Below are 22,844 nucleotides of genomic sequence, written 5' to 3'. Positions count from 1 at the left end.
TCTGCTGTCAATCATCTATTAGAACTGATGTAATTGAACATCCTGCACAATTTTAGCAACTTTTTCATTAGCGATCACAGCTAAATCTGAATCTGATTTTTCAGCCAATAAAAGAAACTCAACATTTCCTTTTGGTCCTTTAATTGGAGAAAATGTTAAATCAAGTGCTTTCAAACCCCATTCAGAACAGCCTGCAAGAATTTTTTCAATAACCTGCTTGTGAACAGAGGCATCACGTACCACGCCATTCTTCCCGACCAAATTTCTACCAGCCTCAAATTGTGGTTTGATCAGTGCTACTATCATAGCACCAGGACTTAACAAGTTTACTACCACAGGCAGTACAATCCGAAGAGAAATAAAGGATACATCGATAGATGCAAAATCAGCTAGCTCACATAATTCCTCAGGTTTCACATATCTTATATTTGTCCTCTCCATGACTACAACCCGTTGATCTTGACGTAAAGACCAATCTAATTGACCATATCCCACATCAATGGCATATACTTTACTGGCTCCATTCTGAAGCATGCAGTCCGTAAATCCACCGGTTGAAGCCCCTACATCTAGGCAGACTTTATTTTCTAAGGATAGTGGAAATTTATGGAGTGCTTTCTCAAGCTTTAATCCACCCCGACTAACATAAGGAATACTGTTTCCTTTGATAACAATTCTTGCATCTTCGTTTACTTTGGTACCGGCTTTATCTACTGGAACATCATCTACTTCAATCAAGCCTGCCATCAGAGAACTTCTAGCTTTTTCTCGACTATTGAAGTAGCCTTTTTCAACCAGCAGCAAATCAATTCGCTGTTTTTTCATGACGTTTCCTTTCTGCAGTCTTAATGGAAACAAGTTTATTAGGGTTCATCCCCTGGCGGTGCTGGATTTTTTCAAGAACACACTCTGCCGTAAGACCAACTTGACGGTACAAAGAATCCATATCACCCTGCTCCGTAAATTCATCTGGCAATGCGAAAATCTCCACTTTTTTCATTAATCCTTGTTCTTGGAACATATGTTGAACTAAAGACCCAAAACCACCAATTTTTTGATTTTCTTCCATGACAAAAATGGCGTCAGTGGTTTTGCCATACTTTATCAGCAATTCCTGATCCATCGGCTTAATGAACCTAGGATCAATTAAGGTTCCCATAATACCCATTTCTTTTGCTAGCTCCAAAACATCCAGAGCCACTTTATTAAGACTACCAAGGGCAACGAGTAAAAAGTCACATCCATATTCTTTTAGAACTCTTCCTTTACCAGTCTCAACAGGCGTTTCTTTTACAGGTAGCTGAAAAGCTTTTCCTCTAGGGTATCGAATAAGAGAAGGACCTGAAAGTTTCATCGTATGTTGCACCATTGCTTCTAAATCTTTTTCATCAGATGGTGACATCATGGTTAGACCAGGAACAGCAGACAGACAGGAGATATCGAAAACTCCGTGATGGGTTTCACCATCATTGCCTACCAAACCAGCTCGATCCACCATAAAAGTAACGGGTAGTTTTTGTAGCGCTACGTCATGGATTAATTGATCATAGCCTCGTTGTAAAAAAGATGAATACACAGCAAAAAACGGTCGTAACCCTGCAGCTGCCTGTCCAGCAGCAAATGTAACCGCATGTTGCTCAGCAATCCCCACATCGAAAAGACGATTTGGAAAACGATCTTTAAAATTATTCAAACCTGTACCATCAGGCATTGCAGCCGTAATAGCAACAATGCGATCATCCTGTTCGGCTAAAGATTCTAATGCGGCACCAGCTACGGCAGAAAAATCCTTTCCTGAGGAATTGCGCTTTTTCCCCGACTCCACATCAAAAGGACCAATGCCATGGAATTTAGCTGGATATTTTTCTGCCATTTCATACCCTTTACCTTTCACCGTCAAAACATGAACCACTTTTGGTCCTTTAATGCGTTTTGAAAGATTTAAGGCTTCCGTAACGTCTTCAATATTATGACCATCTATTGGGCCAATATAAGTAAATCCAAGTTCTTCAAAAAGAACACCAGGAACAAAAAAATACTTAATGGAATCCTTAGCTTTTTCTGCTGTTCGATATACAGTTTTACCTAAAGCGGGTAAATGATGGATAAAACTTTCTAAGTCTTCCTTTAGACGAGAATAAACTGGAAAACTGCGAATTCTCGTAAGATAATTGGATAGACCACCTACATTTTCCGCTATAGACATTTTGTTATCATTGAGTATTACAGTTAAGTCAGTTCTGTTTTGTCCTGCATGATTGAGTGCTTCAAAAGCCATACCACCAGTTAGAGCTCCATCACCAATGATAGCAGCCACTTGATAGGATTCTTTTTTCAAATCCCGAGCAGTAGCCATTCCCAGTGCCGCAGAAAGGGAAGTGGCACTGTGACCTGTATTGAAATGATCATGAATGCTTTCATGTCTTTTGGGAAAACCACTTAATCCACCAAATTGACGCAAAGTATCAAATTCGTCTCTGCGGCCTGTTAGCATTTTATGTACATAACTTTGGTGGCCTACATCCCATATGATTTTGTCTTGAAATGAATTCAATGCACTATGCAAAGCAATAGTCAATTCAACAACACCAAGATTGGAGGCTAAGTGACCACCCGTCTTAGACACTTTATCCAGTAAAAAACCACGTATTTCAGTGGCTAACTGTTTCTTTTCTCGATTATTTAAGGCTTTTAGATCCGTTGGGGATTGAATCTGATATAAAAACGAACTCATGCCTTACCTCCTTCTACCAGCCATTACGTTTCTTACCCTGCTACCCATCATTATATGTGTTTCTTACCTATAATTCTACATCATATGCATATTTTTTTCAAAGTTATGTGAAAGTAATTATTTTAGAGACTGCATGAACTAGTTGGTGTGATTTCTCTAAGGCTATATTCTTTCCGATAGCCTTGCCCCCTACGGTTAAAGAAGCTACAAACCCACCCAAAACTAAGGTTGCAACGACTTGTTGAGTAGGAGTTAATTGTGGAGAAAGTTTTAATAAAATAGTAGCGGATGCAACCCCACTGATAATTCCACAAATATCACCGACAACATCGTTACAGATATTTGAAACAACGCCTGCATTTTTTAAAAGCACAACGGCTTTTCTAGCTGAAGGAACCCGATCTGCAGCCATCGCATGAAATGGCTTTTCAGATGCGACGGCCACAGCGATACCGATCATATCAAAAAAAACACCTAATAAAACAATCACAATGAGCATGATGAAAGCAGGTATAACACTGGATCGAATCAAAATCTGTTCTGAAAGGTAGTGAAACCCAGCTGCTAAAAAAAAAGTCCAGAAAGAAACTAATACCACCCATTTTAAGTTATATTTTTTAAATAGCTCTTCAATGTGATTTTGTTGGGGACGAGAGTTTCCGTTTTTTATGATTCTCTTCCATTTGGTCAAAGTGATAATCCTCCATGATAAATTTTATCTAATGGTAAACCAGAAAAGCTGATAGCCTTTGTGGGCTATCAGCTAAAGCTGCAGTGGTAACAAGACAGGTAAATTTTACGGCTTAGGTCCAGTAAGTTTTCCCAGACTTCTACTGCGTGTCGCCATCACAGCGGTTTCCCTTTAAAAAAGTCTCTGCTATGTCGCCATACGCAGAACTGGATTGCCACTTAGTCCGCACTGTAATCCCTGACTCATCTCTATTTGAACAGTCTAGGAGATTTCCTCAACAGGTAAACCGATTCTTAGCCTCTTTTGCAATGAGGGTTTCAAGCAGCAATAATTTTTTTAGCCGGGCCCTGGCTTCAAAAATCTGATCTACTTATCTGCCCACATCACTCAAGGCAGGCTACACTGTGCGCTACGCTGCCTCAAAAGGACGCCTGCACAGGTTTCACCTCTCCGACCGGATTGTCGGAAAAGCCTCCACGAAGCGAGGGTCAACGCCCGCATGCCATTGCGGATCGCCCCCATCTTCTTTACTCCCAGAATCGACCCACAACTGGGCGTCACAAGCCGAAACCAGAAACTTCATCGATATGCCCTTCGACGGATTTTTAGGCCCGCCTTCAGAAATCGGTAATCCTGACTAGAATACTGCACCACTGCATTCTGTAAATATAGTATAGCATAGATAAGATGGAAACTCAATCAGAGAGGCGGAGCCATACATCAAATCATCCATAGCGTCACCAAAACACCTAGGACAGCACCTGCAAATACCTCTATTGGTGTATGCCCTACAAGTTCTTTTAGCTGGGCTTCCGACATTTTGCGATCTTTTTGGTAGTCTTTCATGATTTCATTTAGAATAATAGCTTGCTTTCCTACAGCATAACGAACACCAGCAGCATCATACATGACTACAAAAGCAAACACCAATGCAAACGTAAAAAAAGGCGAATCCCATCCATAAATTTTCCCCATGCCCGTTGCTAAACTCATGACAAAAGCAGAATGAGAACTGGGCATACCACCAGACCCTACAAAACGCAGGACATTAAATCGCTTATCAACGATTAGTGTAAAGAGTACTTTTAGTGCTTGTGCAATAAACCAAGCCAATAAAGTTACCCATAAAAGTCTATTTTCACCAATTCCCTGAAAAAAATCCATCTGCAGCCCCCCTGCTTAAGATCGTCGATTTACTAAGGCTTCGGTTAAAGATCTTAGAAAATCTGCTCTTTTGCCATATGGTTCCAAATACTCTAACACAACATGTGTTAACTCATCTACTTTAGCTTGAGATTTCTCTATTCCATAAAGCGACGGGTAGGTGGCTTTATGATTACGCTCATCGCTACCAACTGGCTTTCCCATTTCTGCAGCATTGCCTACAATATCGAGTAAGTCATCTTGTATCTGAAACGCCATCCCTAGAGCATGACCTATCTCTTCCCAACGTATAGCTTCTTCCTCCTTCACCGAAGCTATGTAGGCTCCAGCCTTAACAGAAGCTGTAATCAATGCACCGGTTTTATGCCGGTGTATATAGTCCAATATATGTTCATCTACTACTTTCCCTTCATTCAGTAAATCGGCTATCTGTCCACCGATCATTCCATCAACGCCAGAAGCGTCGGCAATGGCTTGCATGGCTTTTATGCCACTCATAGGTTCCTCTAAAGTTAACGCATCGTTAATCATAGATTCAAAGGCAAGGTTTAAAAGACCATCTCCAGCTAAAATGGCAACGCCTTCACCAAATACTTTATGATTAGTTGGTTTTCCACGACGTATGTCATCATCATCCATAGCTGGTAAATCGTCGTGGATCAAAGAATATGTATGAATCATTTCTAATGCACAGGCGTAGGGCAAAGCATCTTCTGCTGGTTTCCCTAACAGTTCACTCACAGCTAGGGTCAGAACCGGTCTTAATCGTTTACCACCAGCAAAAAGGCTATATCGCATAGATTCCATTACTTTTGCATTTGGTCCTTCTTCAATTTGAACATATTCTTCTAAAGCGTTGTTAATCATTTCAATATATTGATCCATGCTCTCTTTCCACTCCATAGAATTACTCCTCCTTTTCTGATATCATTCCATTGTCTTCCATAATGATTGTCAGTTTTTTTTCTGTATCTCTTAGCTTTTCATGACATTTACGATACATTTCAATACCCTGTTGGAATAGATCCAAAGATTCTTCCAGAGACAGTTGCTGACTTTCTAGTTTTTCTACTATTTCTTCCAATTTATTGAAGTTTTTTTCGTATTGTCCTTTTTTCATAAGTCAAATCCACCTTCCTCGATATCCATTAAACAAGCAAGTAACTTACCATCTTGAATTCTAACACTGAACGAATCGTTGATTTCCAGTTCTTTAATACTAGTGATGGGTCGACTATCTAGATTCTCTACTACACCATATCCTCTTTTCATTACAGACAAAGGACTTAGATGATGGAGTTTTTCACCTGTTCCTTCTAATAATAAGGTTTCCTGGTTCATTTTTTCCGTTATGGAGCGAAGTAGGTTCTTTTTATATTGCTCTAGGGTCCGTTCATCAGCTTCGAACATTCGTTGAGGAAATCGAAAGGGCATACGTTGATTAATGGATTTTAAAGCTTCTTTTCGATAGTGCATCATTTGACCCGTAGTTCTTTTCATATGGAGAAGGCATTTTTCAAGCTTTTGAATCTGTTCTTCTATACTTGGAACTGCCATTTCAGCAGCTGCCGTTGGTGTATGAGCACGGTAATCAGCAACAAAATCCGCAATGGTAAGGTCCGTCTCATGTCCAATACCTGTGATCACTGGAGTAGTTGAAGCTGCAATAGCATAAGCTAAGGCCTCATCATTAAAGGCCCATAATTCTTCCACGGCACCACCGCCCCGTCCTAATAAAAGGACATCCAATTCATACCCCTGCGCCAAATTAATAGCATTTACCAAAGAAGAAGGAGCTGCTTCTCCTTGAACCTGAGCTGGAAAAAGAAAAAGCTTGGCTATAGGCCACCTTTTATTCAGTACTTTCAGTATATCCTGCAATGCTGCAGCCGTCGAAGAAGTAACGATTCCAATTCTTTCTGGATAAGAAGGGATTGGTTTTTTTCGTGAGGATAGAAACAATCCTTGTTTCTCCAATTTTTCTTTACGTTTCTGAAAAGCAACGTAGTAATCCCCTAAACCCGTTTCTTCAATATGTTCTGCATAAAGCTGATATTGGCCATCACGTTCATAAACCGAAATACCACCCTTTACGTTAACTTTCATACCTTCTTTAAGGTTTATGTCTACATGCATTGCATGTTGCCGAAACATCACACATCTTAAACGAGAAAGTTCATCCTTTAATGTGAAATAGAGATGCCCGCTGCTATGGGCTTTAAACCCTGTTATTTCACCAGCTACAGAAACTCGGTGTAGAATTGGGTCTGCATCAATCAGGCGCTTAACATATCGATTCAATTCAGAAACAGAAAGCGTTTTAATACGCATGATTATCATCCTTTAACGATTGGATAGTTGGTTTAGAGAAAGGGCACATATTCCGTAGGCATGGTCACTACAATAGAAAGGGTCTGCATATGCAACTTCTATGTTGCCACAGAGCTGCTCATTGATTTTTTTTCTGATGATCGTGTTAGAGGCAACTCCACCTACTACCAATAAAAAAGGAATAGGTTCTTTTTTGTGATAGTTTAATAGCCACTTTCCTAAGGTGTTGCCCAAAAAGTGAAACAAAGAACATGCAATTTGTCTAGGCTCCATAGAATCTTGTATTTTATTTTGAAGGTAGGTTTCTGGTCCCGAAAGATTAAGGTTAAGCATCCGCACTCCACCTGGAATTTGGATCAATTCTTTCTCCCAAGATACTGCCATTTTTTCCAGCATAGGGCCAGCGGGAAATGAACAGCCTAAAGAAACACCTATTCGATCTACTAACTGACCTACACTGATATCCTTCGTAAAACCTATCTGAGATATTTCATAGCCAGCTGTTTCAGAAGGCAGAATTTTTAGGAGTTCAGTGGTTCCGCCAGAAAGATGCAACGCATAAAATGGTTCATGCAGTACTTTCCCAGTAGACCATAATCCAGCCGCTATATGGTTTTCTTGATGGCTAAAAGAATAAAAAGGAATCCCTTCACGAGCAGCTATGGAACGTGCCAAGGATTCCCCAGCTAAAAAAACCGGCATATAAGAACCATCAACGGTTCTGGGGGTAACACTAGACCCAATAGCCATTAGTTCTGTTTGAGTCAATACAGATTGGATGGACTCCATCAGTTTGGGTAACACTTTAACATGCTGAAAAAAAGCATCTGATTGACGTAACCCTCGCTTCCCCTCAGGTACAGATAAAAGCTGTCTCTTTTCAGCCAGTAAAGTCCCATCTAGACCCATTAAAGCAATGGATGTGGTGTAATTACTGGTGTCAAACCCTAGGACCCCAGGAATTCTATCCTTCATGGCCGATTTCGTCCTTTTCTTGATGCTCTCGATGATATTTACCAAGAACACCATTAATAAAAGATGGAGAGTGCTCCGTCCCGAATTTTTTAGCTAATTCTACCATTTCGTTTAACGTTACATGATTAGGAATATCCGGCATATAAATAAGTTCTGAAAAGCCCATTTTAAGAATGGATAGATCTACTCGTGCAATTCGATCAAAGTCCCAATCAACCGAATAAGATCGAATCATTTCATCCATCCCATCTCTTTCTTCTATGACATGGCTTAAAACATCTTTCATATACCTTTCCTGATCTTGATTCTTATTATCTGGATTCTCTTCTAAATGGCGAAGTAGACCAGTTAGAGTATACTCTCCTTTAATAATCATCTCATATACAAGTTGCATACACAGTTCTCTAGCCTGTGTTCGTTTCATAGCGTTTCCTCCAGCTCATAATTTCTTCTTACTCTTCTTCTGTTAGACTGCCATCGGATTCCTCCGGAAATTTAACCGCCTGAACATGAACATTAACCTCACGGACTTTCATGGCCGTCATATTTTCTACCATAGATTTTACACGATCTTGAATTTTCCAGGATATATCCGGAATTTTACATCCATATTCTACAATAAGATTGAGATGAAGTGTAATGGTTTTATCCTTTACCTCTACTTTTACGCCTTTGGATAGATTTTTTTTGCCAAGGGCCTCAGCAAAACCACTTGTGATACCACTACTCATTCCCGCAACTCCCTTTACAGAAGTAGCGCTAATACTGGCAATAGTAGCAATTACATCCTCTGCAATATGAACTTCACCAGTGGCGTATTTCATATCTGATTGCATCTAAATCCCTCCCTTTATCGTTTAAAAAAGAGAAAAAGAAAATCCAATGATTACTCAGAGGATTTTCTTTGCAAAACCATGGGTACCGATTAAGTCGTTTCGGGACCCTCATTTTCATGACTGCAGCAGCAACCATCACCGCATCCATCTTCTTCTTCAAATTCAATGATTTCATGGCATTGTGGGCAAAGTACCTCAGCATCGTCATCGTAAAGGATGTCCTCATCAAGGTAAATTACTTCAGTGCATTTAGGACACTCCACTTCCATGAAGTCAATATCATCCTCTTCGGAATCAAAATCATCTTCATCCAGATCAAGATCTTCCTCAACATCAGCTAAATCCTCATCTAGTGCTTCTACATACTCTTCTAGGTCTTCTTGATCTTCCTGAATTTCTACAATTGACTCGGCCATTTCCTCCAGGGTGTCCAGAATTCCTAATAGAAGTTTTCCTTCTTTGGAGGATTCCTTAATGTTTAACCCTTCTGCCAGTCCTTTAAGATAAGCGACGTTTTCAAATAAATGATTCATTTTACTCCTCCTTTTTTTTACACCCTCGACATATATTCGCCGGATCTGGTATCAATTCGCACTACGTCTCCCTCGTTAATAAACAAAGGAACATGTACCATAGCGCCAGTTTCCACTTTGGCATTTTTGGTTACATTAGACGCTGTGTCACCCTTAATACCCGGCTCTGTTTCTATAACTGTTAACTCCACAAAATTAGGAGCCTCCAGTTGAAACGCCTTTCCTTGATAAAACCGTACGGTCGCAGAATCATTCTCCTTCATATAACCAATAGAATCTGAAACAATATCCATTGTTAAAGGGACCTGCTCAAAGGTTTCGTTATCCATAAAATAATAGAATTCTCCATCACTATACAAATACTGCATTTCCCTAGTTTCGATTAATGCTCTCTCGAATTTATCACTAGGGTTAAATGCTTCTTCTCGAATAGCACCCGTCATAAGATTCTTATACTTGGTCCTAACAAATGCAGCGCCTTTTCCCGGCTTAACATGCTGAAAATCCATAATAACACATGGTTCGCCATTCTTTTGGAATGTGACCCCTTTTCGAAAATCTCCTGCCTGTATCATGCGGTTCCTCCTTATTCGATGAATTCTTTATGAGGTTAAATGAGTACCTCTAGTTCCTTGGAAGCATTAGAGAGCACTTCATATCCATCCTTTGTTACGAGTACTAAATCTTCAATTCTAACACCGCCAAGATCTGGCAGATAAATTCCAGGTTCAATGGTAATTACCATGCCAGCTTGGATAGGATCTGTTCCTTTATAGTTGATAAGAGGTTGTTCGTGGACTTCTAAGCCTACTCCGTGACCCAAACCATGGCCAAAAGCATCCCCATATCCAGCGTTTTCAATTATTTCTCTGGCAATATGATCCAATTCCGCACCAGTAATACCAGGTTTCACTGCTTCTAGTGCTCTTTGTTGTGCTTCTAACACTGTTTGGTATACTCTTTTTTGCAGATCTGTAGCTTTTCCAACCATAAGAGAGCGAGTCATATCAGAGCAATATCTATTGACACGGCAACCAAAATCCATTGTTAGAAAGTCACCCATCTCAATGATTTTATCAGAAGCAATGCCATGAGGCAATGCACTCCTAAGACCTGACGCAGCAATTATTGGAAAACTAATATGATCTGCACCTTGATTTCTCATATAAAATTCCAGATTCAAAGCCAGTTCTTTTTCTTGCTTACCTGGGCATATCTGTTCTTTTATATAATTCCAACCAAGATCTGTCAGAGCAGCTGCCTTTCGAAGACTATCTATTTCTTCTTTTGTTTTCACCGAACGAATTTTTTCCACCAATCCATCCATAGATAGGAGTTTTATTGGACTGAGATGTTTCTGAAAATCTAGGAATTGCCCATAAGTAAATTTGCCTTCTTCTACCCCTAGATTACGAAGACCTAACTTACTTAGATGGTGGGTCAGCGTATTTTTTTGATCGATTTTTAGAAACATAAAATCTGGAGATTCTTCCGCTATTTGTTCTTGATAGCGGAAATCAGAAAGAATATACTGGTTGGTCTTTGTGAACAAAAGCGATGCTGCCGAACCTGTGAAACCAGAAAGATAGTAGCGATTAGCATCACTAGTAATTAAAACACCATCCACACATTGCTCTTCCATCCATTGCTGAATCCTAGTAATTCCTTCTGTCATAAAAATCCTCCCAGTTTCTATTCGTTGAGCTCCTAAAGTCCTTATAAAGTATACCACATTTACCCTGGTGTGAACAGCATTATTCTAGAGCTTCAGTGACGAGGATGTAGCTTAACCCGATCGATTCCTTCCACCAGGGCACGTACAACATCTGCTTCAAATTGTATGGTAAGGTCTTTTGCCTTAGTAAAAACTTCACCTTTTTCTGTCACAAAATATTGTGGCGGCAGATTGTTCAACGCAAACGCTTTTACATCTAATATGCAGTTTTCACAGGGACAAAGATCTGGATCCTTTTCTAAAAAACGTTGCAACATTCGATCAACGACGATTTCCATATGGTTTTTAAGTTCCATGGTGATCCTCCTTTGTAATGGTGGCAATTAAATATCTGGATATCCCTGTACCAGAGATTCAAGGTACAAAGACTTTACTCGTATTTCTGTATTTCCTAAGTCATCTGTTTCAATCACCAATGAAGGCATTCGGACAGTGGCATCTAAGAAGACCCTTGCATTTGAATAATACCCCTGAATCTTTATTTTAAGCGTTTTACCATCCGTAGATGGATCGACACTAAGGTGAATGCCATGTTCGTGTAAATACTCTGGATAAAGAGACGTTACAGAGATCTCATCAGGCTTGGCGTATAGCGGATGGAGCATATAGGCTTCTAGATAAGGCTCTAATGCTAGTATCTTATCCGATGACTCAATAGAACTGTGAAAATATGCACTAATAGCGTTTTCTGACCATTGGTGTAAGTGATATAAAGTCATTTCCATACCTGATTCTGCCAAGTATTGGGCGCGAATTCGATGAGTTGAAGACTGTTGAAGTACTAGATCATTCATGTGCAATGTCATTACCGATAGCCCAAGTGCACTAATACTCATACCCACCAAAAGACACACAATACTTATAAAGCCCTTAGGGTATATCATCAGGAATCCTCCCCTGACCAATGAAGTTTAATAGTAGTTGAGGCTTGATAATCGGTTTCTTTGCAATGGACAGTAATGCGAACCAAACGATCTGGCAGGAGCACATCTGTTTCAATAAGTCCTATACCAGAAAGCAAAACATTATGTTCTCCATTTAAATTTACTCGAAGTGTTCCAGAAGCACGATGAAAATATAACCAGGTATTTTTACGTGTGGTATGATATCCGTCGAATCGAAAAAACACCCTGTACCATTCATCTTTGTCTTCATCATATAATTCACTAATAAACAGTTGTTGATCTTTACGATATGCAATACGTTGCTGATTGCTTTGTTGAAATCGTTTTTCGATGGCAATAATCCCATGTCGAATATTTTGTTCACACCGAAGCTGTTGCATTTGTTGTTGACTACTCTTCTGGATAAAAGAGCTGCTCGTTGCCATGGTCATTAGTAATAAAGATAGTAATAGAAAAGAAATCATCACTTCTATTAAAGTCAGTCCCTGTAGATTAAAAAATGTTTTCCTACCCATCATCAGATACCCAATCTTCTATCCGATAATAAGAAATGTGATCCCAAGGTTTTTCTTTTGTGTACGTGACACGAATCAGGATCGAAAGACTTTCCATGTCTTTACATGGTGACTTTACGTAAATTCGATGCAGGGTTTGCTCTGGATTTAGTGGAGTTACCGTAACATCAGCAACCGATTTTTCTCCTGCTAGATAGTAATCCATCTGGTTTTTCGAGTGCATCATCCATTGATGATGCATGGCTGCTTGTTGTTTAGCGGATAACGTAAGGGTCATGGCTTTACTATATCCTAATGTGAATAGACTGATAATAAACAGCGATACCAAGACTTCAACCAAGGTAAATCCCTTAAGGCTATTTATCTTTATCACACAAGTCGCCTCCCGCAGATGAAGCATCCCGTTATTTTTGAGCTAATGTTTTCTTGACTAAGGAAATAGGCATTTCCTTGCCAGTCCAGATTTGAAAAGCCAAGGCACCTTGTCCGATAATCATTCCAAGGCCATTCATAATCCGACAGCCATTTTGTTCTGCTAACTTCAAAAATTTCGTTTTGGATGGTGCGTAAATAAGATCTGCAACGAAAAGATCTTTATGAAAAACAGTTGAATCTGTAATCAAGGATCTCTCTTTCTCTGATCCCATCCCTACGTTGGTAGTATGAATTAAAGCCTCTGATTCTTTGCATTCTACCGCCATGGTTAAAGGATCGATTTCACGCCAGTGAATGCTACACTCAGGAAATCGGCTTCTTATAATCCGAACAAGATGCTTTGCCCTTTGTTCACTTCGATTAAACAGAACAATTTCCGATGCACCTTGCATAGCCAATTGTATAACAATACTCTTAGCAGCTCCACCAGCACCGATCACAGAAAACTTATTATGTTCAACTTGTATTCCCTGTTCCTTTAGGGACATAATAAAACCCATGCCATCTGTATTATATCCAATCAGCCTCCCATGATGATTTTTCACTGTGTTAACGGCTTCACATAATTCTGCTTCCTCTGATAATTCATCTAAAAACGGAATAATACTTTGTTTATAGGGCATGGTGACATTAAAACCAACCACTCCCAGACTTTTCAATCCATAAACTGCATTTTTAAACTGATCTGATTCTACTTCAAAAGCCAGATAGGTATAATCAAGATTCAAATATTTTAATGCCGTATTATGCATTTTAGGCGATTTACTATGCGCAACAGGGTTCCCTAAAAGAGCAATCAATTTTGTTGTTCCACTAATACCTTCTGTCATGCTGGACACTCCCCAGTTTTTTCACTATTTCCAAGCAAATTTCCTTCACAGATTTTTCATCCGTTTCCACTATAAAATCAGCTGCCTTTCCATAGAAAGGGATCCTCTGCTGAAGAAGGGATGCGATTTTGTTCACAGACATATCCTCTTTTAACAAAGGCCTTTCGGTACTCTCTTTAATTCGCTGATAGATTTCCTCTGGGCTAGCTTTTAGCCAGATTACAACACCTGTTTGCTTTAAATTACGTATATTTTCCTCATTCAACACCACTCCACCACCAGTGCTAATGACTGTGGTTTCCAGTTGAGATGTAATTTTTTTTATCACCTTTTTTTCTATTTCACGAAAGGTATTTTCGCCTTGTAGTTGAAAGATATCACTAATGCGAGCAGCCTCTTGTTCCTCAATGAATTGGTCTATGTCTATTGAATGCTTCCCCACCATTTCTCCTATTTCTCTTGCTACTGTTGATTTTCCCGTTCCCATAAAACCAACCAGCACAATATGGTAAGGGAATAGCTGCTCTGACTGAATTCTTCGTGAGCTTTCCATTACTTTTTTTTGAATGAATTGAATTTCATTCCGAAACCGCTGGTTTTGAACATAAGAACTAATTTTAGTGATAACCTCGCATTCTCTGTCTTGATTCATAACAGGGATTCCCATGCGTTTTTTTGCTTTCATAATGTTCATTACTACATACATTCGTTTTTCCAGTACTTCTACCAATTTACGATCCAGTTCATCAATTTCATTTCTTAGTAAGCTGAGTTCGTCCAATGCTTAACTCCTTTCTAATGTTAAAAAAAAGCTCTTATATAATATCCGATACCACCACATTGCCGGTACCAATATGAATTTCTATGATTATCTGTTGGCCATACTGGTTTTCCAATATAAACTTTCCATACCCAGTAACACCTTTTCGATTAAAATAGATGCTCGTATGAGACGTAGCAGCTTTTGAAATGCCTTGAGGATACTCCCCTCTATAAATGCGCTTCCCTTTCGATAAAGTATTCCGGATACTAAAAAAGCAGCAAGATAGCAAAACTTCATATTGTTTAGATTCATCCATACTCAACTGACGTGCCATCAATAAGGCGCTTTCAATTTCATGAGCTGTGGTTTGTAATAGGGTCCGCTGATACATGGCTTCAGCATTTGGTAAGGCAATTCCTGCCATTAGTCCCATAATAGCCAACACAATCATTAATTCTAATAAAGTAAACCCTTTTGCATCCTTCAAGCAACAACTTGTTTTTTTTCTCATGACAAAAAGCCCTCCACCAGTTTCGTAGATATTCTTTTCGATGAATGCAATTCACTTTAATATCCAATAAAAAATCCGGTCATGTACCACTCCCATAGATAAGAACCATATAAAGCCGTTATGTACCCACCTAGTGCGATAAAGGGGCCAAAAGGAACCATCTCCTTACGACCTTTTCGCTTCATAACCAGTAAGCCTACTGCATAGATCCCACCAAGCGTAAAAGAAAGAAACATAACCATTAAAATCCCTTGCCATCCAAACCATATTCCAAGGGCTGCCATAAGCTTAATATCACCACCACCCATGCCACCCTTCGAGACAATGGCAATGAACAAAAAGAACCCACCCCCGAGAAAAATCCCAGCAATAGCTTCCCAAAAGATAATGCCAGTATTATTGATATATCCATAGACAAGCGATACTATACCCATAAAGGCTACTAGAGTACTTAGGCCATCTGGTATAATTTGATGGTCAAGGTCAATAAAAGTAATCATGAGTAATAACATGGTTAATAGGGAGCAAAGAAAAAAATTGGTACTTAGACCCATTTCCAGGTATATCAAAACCAACATAGCACCAGTCAATGTTTCAACCAATGGATAACGACCAGAAATAGCTGTTTTGCAAGTACGGCACTGGCCTCGCAACCATAACCAACTAAAAACTGGAATCAGTTCTTTTGCTTTTAAAGGTTGATGACAGGAAGGACAATTTGATCCAGGAAAAACGATGGATTCCTCTTTAGGAATTCGATAAATGCAAACATTTAAAAAAGAACCAATTAACAAGCCGATAACAAAAACCAATATCCCCATACAGTACCTCCAGCTAAATAATAATATCGACCTAAGGGCTATTTTATTGATCTAGTTCCCTAAGGATTATTTTCCATTCCATGACCGCTTCCTGATACATTTCTTCAAATTGATCCCAATCTTCAGTGTGCTGAGACAAAGCCAGCTTTTCTATTTCTTGACAAATACCAACCAAACCATCCATAGCCATATTCATAGAAGCACCTTTTAAGGAATGGGCTACTAGCATCACATTTTTTATATCTTTATTTCGAATAGCGATTCCCAACTCCTCTATAGTCTCCGGAAAGTGGTTAATGGCTGTTTCTTTAATGATTTCATAAGATTCCTCACTGTGGTTTAATTGCTTCATTAATCGTTCCTGATTAAAGTGATGGTTAGAATCTAGTTTAAGGTATTTTTTCAGAATTATCAACAATTGTTTTTGTTGTATCGGTTTTCCAAGAAAATCGTTCATTCCTGCTCCTTGGCTTTCTATCCGTTCTTGTGGTGTGACCCCAGCACTTAGAGCAATAATTGGTACTTGATGGTTAGGATCATTTTCGATTAATCGAAATCGACGCGTTGCTTCAACACCATCCATCAAAGGCATTTGTATATCCATTAAAACAAGATCTATGGTTTCCCGCTCAAGGACCTCCAATGCCAATTGGCCATCAAAAGCCTGTACTACTTTGGCTTTAGGTAGAACCTTACGAATCATTTCCTTTACAAGTTGTAAGTTCATAGGGACATCATCAACAACCAAAATTTTAGGTTCCGCAAGGGCGTTTAAAACCTCTATTGTAGATGGCTGAATCGTGTAAACTGAATCTTCTATAGAGGGAGCGTCCACTAATGGTAGCCTTAATTGAAAATAAAAAGTAGATCCACTTCCAAACTCACTGTTAAACTTTATCTCACTGTTCATTAAATTTGCTAATACATTAGAAATAACTAAGCCTAAACCAGTACCGCCATACTGGCGGGTAGTAGAGTTATCCGCCTGAGAAAAAGCCTGAAACAATCGATTTTGCTGTTCCTCTGGTATACCAATACCAGTATCAATCATTTCAAAATAAAAGATACCTTCTTCTGGGCATTTAATTTCACTGCTGACTTTTAACGTTACCGAACCTTCCTTGGTAAACTTAATAGCATTACCCAGCAGATTTAATAGAATTTGTTTTAACCGAATCGAATCCACCAGAACATGATTCCATAAGGTAGATTCGATTTGTAAAGAAAGCTGTAATCCCTTTTCTTCAGCCATATATATCAACATATCCAAAGCCTCTTGACAGATCATCCTTATATTCGACGCTACTGGATAAAGTTCCATTTTTTTCGCTTCTATTTTAGAAAAATCCAAAATGTCATTTACGATGGAAAGCAAAGAAGTAGCCGCTAAATTAGCATTCTTTATATATTTTTGCTGTTGATTTGTTAATGGAGTAGACTGTAACAACTCAATAAAGCCGATAATACCATTTAAAGGCGTTCGTATTTCATGGCTCATATGGGCCAGAAAACGACTCTTTGCTTCATTAGCTTCCTTGGCTTGTATGGCTAATTGTTGAGATTTTTCTTCACTAGACTTCAAGGCTCTCTGGGTTTGTCGAATGTATTCAATTTTTTCATTTAATTTTTGGACACGCTGATATTGATTTGTTGTATCTTCAATCTGTAACATCATCCATAACAGACCGTTTTCCAACAAGGGCTCAACTTGAAGATTCTGTTTTACAAAACGATTCTCCCGATGATTTGGGTCCACAAAAATCGGATGAAACGCACCAGAAAAAAACATATTCTGGTGATTAGTTAATACATTTTGAAACATTGCCCGATAATAGGGTTTATCAAACACTGGAAAAACCTTCAGTAAATTTTCTCCCATTACCTCTTCCTCAGCAATGCCACTATACTCTTCTAACCAACTATTCCAGAACTGGATTTGATACTGTTCATCAACAAGTATAATCCCAACATTTACTTTATCCAACATCTTTCTTAACACTTAATCTTCCTCCAGATCCAATAAGATTTTATTGATTTTGTCTACCAGTTCCATCACCGACTCAAGGCCCAGTACAATGAGGATGGCACCATCAATTTGAAACTCTTCCATGGAAAACGAATTACTGATTACCATAGCATGAGAATCAGAGGCTTTAAACAGGGATTCTTCCTGTTCCGGATAATAAAAAGCCTGTACTTCAGGCAAAGAGTATTCTAATTTTACATCTAATAAATTTCCCATGGCACCTACAATCGAATTAAGAATGACATTACCAATTTCTCGAATAGCATCAAAGTCTGTATCTGTCAGCTCATCAGAATTGACACCATCATTCATATCCTCCATAGAATCGGCTTCTCCCAGAATGAGTTTAACGAGCCATTGAGATTTTTCCCGTGGAAAGACCAATTGAGCATTCCCAGAAAAATCCGAACCAAAACGCAAGGTAGATACCACCACATGGCTATTAAAAAAAGTCGGTTTCATCCCATCATAAATCGCCTTATCTTCTTCCGATTTGGATAGAATAAAGAGTTCTGGAGTAGTTAATGTGATTTTTTTCTGAAGCATATCAGAAAGCAAACTAGCTGCTTGTCCAATGTATACATTCATATGCTCCCGCAAAGCCTCTTGTTGAAGGGCATTAAGCATCTTGCTCCCCCCTTATGAGCACAGCAAGTTCCTGAGCTTTATCATCCGTAAATGGTTTCGGGACAAAATCTAACACACCAAGTTCCAACACTTCTTCTTTAACCATACGCTGAACGTCTGCGGACAAAACAATCACACGAGTCGAAGTGTCCGGATTTTTATCTCGAAATAATCTCAAGAATTCTATCCCATTCATGATTGGCATCAACAGATCCAATAATATGTAGTCTGGTTTTTCCTTTTCGTAAGCTTGATAACCTTCCCACCCATTTCCTGCTGTATAGTATTCAGCATCTGGAAAATATTTTTTTAATAATTTAACATGGATTTTCTGATATAGTGGAGAGTCTTCAATAACAAGAATTTTCATAGGGGTCTCCTTTCAGTAGTCAAGTAAAGAAAAACCGGCCCTTCAAAAGCCGGTTAAGAAATATTATAGCTTAGGGATTCTTAAAACATCGCCAATATAAATAAGACTAGGATCATGAATATTATTGGCCTCAATAATATAATGGATCTTCCCTCTTTCTCCATAAAAAGCCATTGTGATATGATATAAAGTATCCCCTTTTACTACGGTCAAAAGCCACTCACTCTCTTTTTCAATGCTTCGGTTTCTGATCTGTTGATAGAAAGAAGCACTTTGGGTTTCTGACAAAGGAATGTCATTCTTTATCGTTGTACTAGTGGTCTTATTCTGATCAATCATTTGAATAAGCTCTTCATCCGTTAATTCTCGATCAATTATGCTAGATTCGGTATCCCTATCTTCATCAAAGTTTTCTCCATCTTCACCCGTTATAGTTGTTGTTGTTGTTGTTGTTGGCATCGGCATCCCAGAAGTATCAAAAGGATTTTCTGGGTACTCTAGCAGTCCATCCTTTAGCAATGAATATGTAACCGTTTCAGGTCTGCCTGGATAATACCGCTTAATACTTGGAATATTAAAGAAATGATAGGTAGCAGTTCCAGTGATGCTTCCATCTGGAGTTCCCGTCATAGATAAGCTATTTAACATTACATTATGCTCGTAGGATTCAAGTAGCCTAAGGGCATCCATAATTCCCCCGTAACTAGCGGTATAATTTGTCTGTGCCACCAGTTTATTTAATTCAACAGAATGGAAATTATCCTCGGTTGCTTCCTCTTCTTCCTTACCAGAAAATCCAAAGGACTCCGTGGTTGGCTGCGTAAAATTCATGGTATTCATTTCAAAAGCATTTTGGATTAACAAATCATTTAGAATAATGATCACATCTTCTTGTTCTAGTACACCATAAAACCTACTGGCTGTACTTAAGATCTCACTAGTGATTTTTTGCTTATCTTCCTGAAGAACAGGTTCTTGCTGTGCTCTCCTTTGCTTCCTATGAAACTCAAGATCTTTTTCTTCTAAAGTCAATCGCAATTCATCCACGGTCAGATTAATTGGTGTGATGATAAACTGATAAAAACCAATGATCGTAATGGTTCCTACTAAAATGGTCAAAAGGAACTTCTCTCTTTTATTCAACCTCATCATGCATACCTCCCTTTAGCTGAAAGGAAATTGAAAAGCTGTAAAGTCCATTTGTTTCAGTAATATGAGGGACAAAGACATCTTCAAAGTAATTGGAATTACGAATATTATGTTCCATCTGAGCAATAGAGGTGGGATGGGTGCTATTCCCTTGAATTTGGATCTGGTCTTCAGCAATATTTAATGCATCGAAGGCCATCCCTTCAGTTGTACTTCTAGCAATAAGGTCGATTAAATGTGGTGTAATGATACTTCTCTTTTGTAATGTACTTTCAATTTCCTTCAAAGCATTCAGTTCACTCTGTAATCTATTTACTTCCTCTTCTAAACGATCAATGCGGTTAAAATCGTTTTCTTCCTGTAAATAAGAGATGCTATTTTCAGCAGAAGCTATTTCGTTTTCCAAGTTTCGAATTTCCACATATCCAAAGACTGACCATACAACTAATGCAAATAAAAAGAAAACAACGGCTAAAACTCCCCAAATGCCTCTGCTCTTCTTTTTTTCAGGTTCTGTGGTATAGGTTTCAAAAAAATTAAAATCTTGCATATGATCCCCCCTTTTCTATTTCCTTATCATGGATCCTAAGGCATTGACGTACAAAGTAATGATTTCATCCTCTGATGATGCAAAGTCGATATTCGACAAAGAACGAATCACCATCGTAGGGATATTGAAATAATTCTGGAAATACTGATCTATGTCTGACATGTGAGCCGTTCCTCCGTATAGAAGAATCTTATGGATTTTATTGGTAGTATCTTGATTCAAATAAAATTTAAAGATCCGCTCTATTTCTGCTAACCAACCATCTATAATATTCTGAACAATGTTCAGGACTCGCATATCCATATTCTCCTGATCTGAATCTACTGCACTAGGGGCTTGGTTTATGGAGGAAATATGAAACTTCATTTCTTCTGCCTGTTCACAAGAAACATTCATAAAATTCATAATGTTCTGATCTATAGCGTTAGCACCATGATGTATCAACCGATTAAGCTTATGAACTCCTGCTTCTACTAAAACAATATTAATTCCTTGATACCCAATATCGATCATAGCAATGGTTTTATCGTTAATGTCTTTTAAATTATTAAGAAAGTATTGGGACTCCAAGAGTTTATCCATTTCGTTAAAATGAAGATCCATAATTAAAGGACGCAAACCAATACTGCTAATGAGTTCAAAGTAACCCCTTGCCATTTGTTTAGGAACTGCCGTAACAAGGACCTTATTTTTATCAGCTCCATCCTCAACAACTTCGCTCAAGAATTTAGACTGAATGATGTAATCATCGATTTGAATAGGAAGGGTTTGATCAACTTCATAAGAGAGAACCTGTTGCATCTTTTCTTCTGAAACTTTTGGGAGATTCATCTCTCTTGTAATTATTTCGCCACTTTCAAGAGTACAAATAGCATTTCGTGTTTTAATATTTCGGTCATCAATTGCTTGCTGCAAGGCTTGTCGAATTGGTTCTGCCTCAAGAAGACGTCCATCTTTAAAGCTTTCTTCTGGCATTTTTACAAGAAAACACTGGCTTACCTGTATTCGATCTTTCATTGCTTTGCCCACCACTACTTTAATAGAATGATGACCAAAATCAAAAACAATGACTTCTTTCCCTATGAGTTTTAACTTATTTTTTTTCAAGATAATGCCCCCTCCCAAAATGTCTACCTTTCTTTTCTTTCTAATCGAGTAAAACCAACTTTATTTAAAACAAACTCTTCATCTGTTGTATATTGCTTTAAAGTTTGCGAAGAAATCAGGCTATTCTTAAACAAATACGCCAAATGATCGTCCATGGTTTGCATACCATTCTTTTTCCCTGTTTGAATAAAAGAGTAAATCTGATGTGCTTTACTTTCTCTTATAAGAGTTCGAACAGCTGGTGTTACAAACAACAATTCCACCACAGGGATTCGGCCACCAGTTTCATTTTTAGGTACGAGTCTTTGAGAAATAACTGCGTTAAGAGAACTAGCCAGTTGGAATCTAACTTGCTGTTGTTGAGCTGAAGGAAATACATCAATCATTCTTTCGATGGTTTGTTGTGCATTTCGAGTATGTAAAGTTACCAGCACCAAATGACCAGTTTCGGCAGCCGTAATAGCCGTTTGCATGGTATCCAAATCCCTTAACTCTCCAACAATAATCACGTCTGGATCTTGTCGTAAACCTGCGTGAAGTGCCTCATGAAAATTATTGCAATCTCTACCAACTTCACGCTGTGTAATCATACTTTTTTTATCATGATGAATATATTCAATAGGATCTTCTATTGTAAGAATATGAACCCTTCGACTTTTATTGATAAGATCCACTAAAGAAGCAATGGTAGTTGTTTTTCCACAGCCAGTAGGTCCTGCCACCACTACGAGGCCAGATTGCATGGAAGCTATTTTTTCTATTTGTTGTGGCAGTTCAAGTTCACGGATGGTTGGGATTTGTTCATGCACCAAGCGGCAGGCAAATCCATAGGATCCTTTGTATCGAAATGTATTCATTCGAAAAGTATGCCCACTTGGTGTTTGATATGCAAAATCCACTTGGCCTTTTTCTGATAATATTTTTGTCTGGAGTCCATTGAGTATGATTTGAACATAACTAAGGGTATCTTGGGCAGATGTTTCACGATTTGTTAGGGGTTCTAGCTCTCCATCTATCCGCAGGATTGGGACATGGCCAACGCCAATATGAACATCAGAGGCGTTTTTTTCCACCGCCTGCATAAGTATTTCGTTAATGTTCATAGGAATCCCTCCAATGTTTACGAAATAATGGCGTCTATTATTCTTTATACTAAAAAAACCGGCAGAATAAGCCGGTTACGCCACTGGATTACTGCAGCCTAAGGCGTCCATCTCTATCTGCAGATCGTTTCCT

Annotated in this window: 28 protein-coding genes; all 28 read right to left on the bottom strand. The window is 38.7% G+C overall.

Annotated elements, in window-relative coordinates; translation table 11 throughout:
- Positions 1-18: 18 nt before the first annotated feature.
- Positions 19-825 (bottom strand): TlyA family RNA methyltransferase, encoded by an 807-nt coding sequence (locus ACZ47N_RS00210; RefSeq protein WP_464887126.1) that lies wholly within the window; start codon positions 823-825, stop codon positions 19-21.
- Positions 806-2,734 carry a 1-deoxy-D-xylulose-5-phosphate synthase gene (dxs, locus tag ACZ47N_RS00205; protein WP_464887125.1) on the bottom strand — a complete coding sequence of 643 codons (1,929 nt, stop codon included), beginning with the start codon at positions 2,732-2,734 and terminating at the stop codon, positions 806-808. The genes ACZ47N_RS00210 and dxs overlap by 20 nt, the downstream gene beginning before the upstream one ends.
- Positions 2,735-2,837: 103 nt before the next feature.
- Positions 2,838-3,425 carry a hypothetical protein gene (locus ACZ47N_RS00200; RefSeq protein WP_464887124.1) on the bottom strand — a complete coding sequence of 196 codons (588 nt, stop codon included), beginning with the start codon at positions 3,423-3,425 and terminating at the stop codon, positions 2,838-2,840.
- 720 nt (positions 3,426-4,145) lie between these two features.
- Complete coding sequence (locus ACZ47N_RS00195; RefSeq protein ID WP_464887123.1) at positions 4,146-4,589, bottom strand: divergent PAP2 family protein; 444 nt, start codon at positions 4,587-4,589, stop codon at positions 4,146-4,148.
- A gap of 15 nt (positions 4,590-4,604) precedes the next feature.
- On the bottom strand, positions 4,605-5,492 hold the full coding sequence (locus ACZ47N_RS00190; RefSeq protein ID WP_464887122.1) for a polyprenyl synthetase family protein: 888 nt from the start codon (positions 5,490-5,492) through the stop codon (positions 4,605-4,607).
- 4 nt (positions 5,493-5,496) lie between these two features.
- A complete protein-coding gene (xseB, locus tag ACZ47N_RS00185; protein WP_464887121.1) occupies positions 5,497-5,709 on the bottom strand; it encodes an exodeoxyribonuclease VII small subunit in 213 nt (70 codons plus the stop codon).
- On the bottom strand, positions 5,706-6,920 hold the full coding sequence (xseA, locus tag ACZ47N_RS00180) for an exodeoxyribonuclease VII large subunit (protein WP_464887120.1): 1,215 nt from the start codon (positions 6,918-6,920) through the stop codon (positions 5,706-5,708). The genes xseB and xseA overlap by 4 nt, the downstream gene beginning before the upstream one ends.
- A 12-nt stretch (positions 6,921-6,932) precedes the next feature.
- A complete protein-coding gene (locus ACZ47N_RS00175; protein WP_464887119.1) occupies positions 6,933-7,895 on the bottom strand; it encodes an O-sialoglycoprotein endopeptidase in 963 nt (320 codons plus the stop codon).
- Positions 7,885-8,319, bottom strand: a complete 435-nt coding sequence (gene nusB, locus ACZ47N_RS00170) for a transcription antitermination factor NusB (protein ID WP_464887118.1) — start codon at positions 8,317-8,319, stop codon at positions 7,885-7,887. Before nusB ends, ACZ47N_RS00175 begins: the two co-directional genes overlap by 11 nt.
- A 28-nt stretch (positions 8,320-8,347) precedes the next feature.
- Positions 8,348-8,731, bottom strand: coding sequence for an Asp23/Gls24 family envelope stress response protein (locus ACZ47N_RS00165; RefSeq protein ID WP_464887117.1), 384 nt, complete (start codon positions 8,729-8,731; stop codon positions 8,348-8,350).
- A gap of 89 nt (positions 8,732-8,820) precedes the next feature.
- Positions 8,821-9,264, bottom strand: a complete 444-nt coding sequence (locus ACZ47N_RS00160) for a CD1247 N-terminal domain-containing protein (RefSeq protein WP_464887116.1) — start codon at positions 9,262-9,264, stop codon at positions 8,821-8,823.
- Between the two features lie 17 nt (positions 9,265-9,281).
- Entirely contained in the window at positions 9,282-9,839 is a 558-nt protein-coding gene (gene efp, locus ACZ47N_RS00155; RefSeq protein WP_464887115.1) for an elongation factor P, read from the bottom strand.
- Between the two features lie 35 nt (positions 9,840-9,874).
- Entirely contained in the window at positions 9,875-10,939 is a 1,065-nt protein-coding gene (locus tag ACZ47N_RS00150) for a M24 family metallopeptidase (RefSeq protein ID WP_464887114.1), read from the bottom strand.
- Between the two features lie 92 nt (positions 10,940-11,031).
- On the bottom strand, positions 11,032-11,295 hold the full coding sequence (locus ACZ47N_RS00145; protein WP_464887113.1) for a late competence development ComFB family protein: 264 nt from the start codon (positions 11,293-11,295) through the stop codon (positions 11,032-11,034).
- Positions 11,296-11,322: 27 nt separating this feature from the next.
- Entirely contained in the window at positions 11,323-11,883 is a 561-nt protein-coding gene (locus tag ACZ47N_RS00140; RefSeq protein WP_464887112.1) for a hypothetical protein, read from the bottom strand.
- The gene (locus ACZ47N_RS00135) at positions 11,883-12,419 is read right to left on the bottom strand and encodes a hypothetical protein (protein WP_464887111.1); all 537 of its coding nucleotides are present in this window, start codon (positions 12,417-12,419) and stop codon (positions 11,883-11,885) included. The genes ACZ47N_RS00140 and ACZ47N_RS00135 overlap by 1 nt, the downstream gene beginning before the upstream one ends.
- Positions 12,412-12,792, bottom strand: coding sequence for a type IV pilus modification PilV family protein (locus tag ACZ47N_RS00130; RefSeq protein WP_464887110.1), 381 nt, complete (start codon positions 12,790-12,792; stop codon positions 12,412-12,414). The genes ACZ47N_RS00135 and ACZ47N_RS00130 overlap by 8 nt, the downstream gene beginning before the upstream one ends.
- A 31-nt stretch (positions 12,793-12,823) precedes the next feature.
- Positions 12,824-13,684 carry a shikimate dehydrogenase gene (gene aroE, locus ACZ47N_RS00125; protein WP_464887109.1) on the bottom strand — a complete coding sequence of 287 codons (861 nt, stop codon included), beginning with the start codon at positions 13,682-13,684 and terminating at the stop codon, positions 12,824-12,826.
- Complete coding sequence (locus ACZ47N_RS00120; protein WP_464887108.1) at positions 13,668-14,465, bottom strand: shikimate kinase; 798 nt, start codon at positions 14,463-14,465, stop codon at positions 13,668-13,670. The genes aroE and ACZ47N_RS00120 overlap by 17 nt, the downstream gene beginning before the upstream one ends.
- A 34-nt stretch (positions 14,466-14,499) precedes the next feature.
- On the bottom strand, positions 14,500-14,958 hold the full coding sequence (locus tag ACZ47N_RS00115) for a prepilin-type N-terminal cleavage/methylation domain-containing protein (protein WP_464887107.1): 459 nt from the start codon (positions 14,956-14,958) through the stop codon (positions 14,500-14,502).
- Between the two features lie 56 nt (positions 14,959-15,014).
- Positions 15,015-15,779 (bottom strand): prepilin peptidase, encoded by a 765-nt coding sequence (locus ACZ47N_RS00110; RefSeq protein ID WP_464887106.1) that lies wholly within the window; start codon positions 15,777-15,779, stop codon positions 15,015-15,017.
- 43 nt (positions 15,780-15,822) lie between these two features.
- Positions 15,823-17,778, bottom strand: coding sequence for an ATP-binding protein (locus tag ACZ47N_RS00105; protein WP_464887105.1), 1,956 nt, complete (start codon positions 17,776-17,778; stop codon positions 15,823-15,825).
- Positions 17,779-18,432, bottom strand: coding sequence for a chemotaxis protein CheC (locus tag ACZ47N_RS00100; RefSeq protein ID WP_464887104.1), 654 nt, complete (start codon positions 18,430-18,432; stop codon positions 17,779-17,781). It abuts the gene before it with no gap.
- Complete coding sequence (locus tag ACZ47N_RS00095; RefSeq protein WP_464887103.1) at positions 18,425-18,802, bottom strand: response regulator; 378 nt, start codon at positions 18,800-18,802, stop codon at positions 18,425-18,427. The genes ACZ47N_RS00100 and ACZ47N_RS00095 overlap by 8 nt, the downstream gene beginning before the upstream one ends.
- Before the next feature lie 63 nt (positions 18,803-18,865).
- Positions 18,866-19,951: a LysM peptidoglycan-binding domain-containing protein gene (locus tag ACZ47N_RS00090; protein WP_464887102.1), complete on the bottom strand. Its 1,086-nt coding sequence runs from the start codon at positions 19,949-19,951 to the stop codon at positions 18,866-18,868.
- The gene (locus ACZ47N_RS00085) at positions 19,938-20,501 is read right to left on the bottom strand and encodes a PilN domain-containing protein (protein ID WP_464887101.1); all 564 of its coding nucleotides are present in this window, start codon (positions 20,499-20,501) and stop codon (positions 19,938-19,940) included. The genes ACZ47N_RS00090 and ACZ47N_RS00085 overlap by 14 nt, the downstream gene beginning before the upstream one ends.
- 15 nt (positions 20,502-20,516) lie before the next feature.
- Complete coding sequence (pilM, locus tag ACZ47N_RS00080; protein WP_464887100.1) at positions 20,517-21,608, bottom strand: type IV pilus assembly protein PilM; 1,092 nt, start codon at positions 21,606-21,608, stop codon at positions 20,517-20,519.
- Positions 21,609-21,631: 23 nt separating this feature from the next.
- Complete coding sequence (locus ACZ47N_RS00075) at positions 21,632-22,711, bottom strand: type IV pilus twitching motility protein PilT (protein WP_464887099.1); 1,080 nt, start codon at positions 22,709-22,711, stop codon at positions 21,632-21,634.
- Positions 22,712-22,844: the final 133 nt, after the last annotated feature.

Source organism: Tindallia texcoconensis (assembly GCF_055383815.1).
Note: the sequence above shows the minus strand (reverse complement) of the source record. Positions and strands in the feature narration are given on the sequence as shown.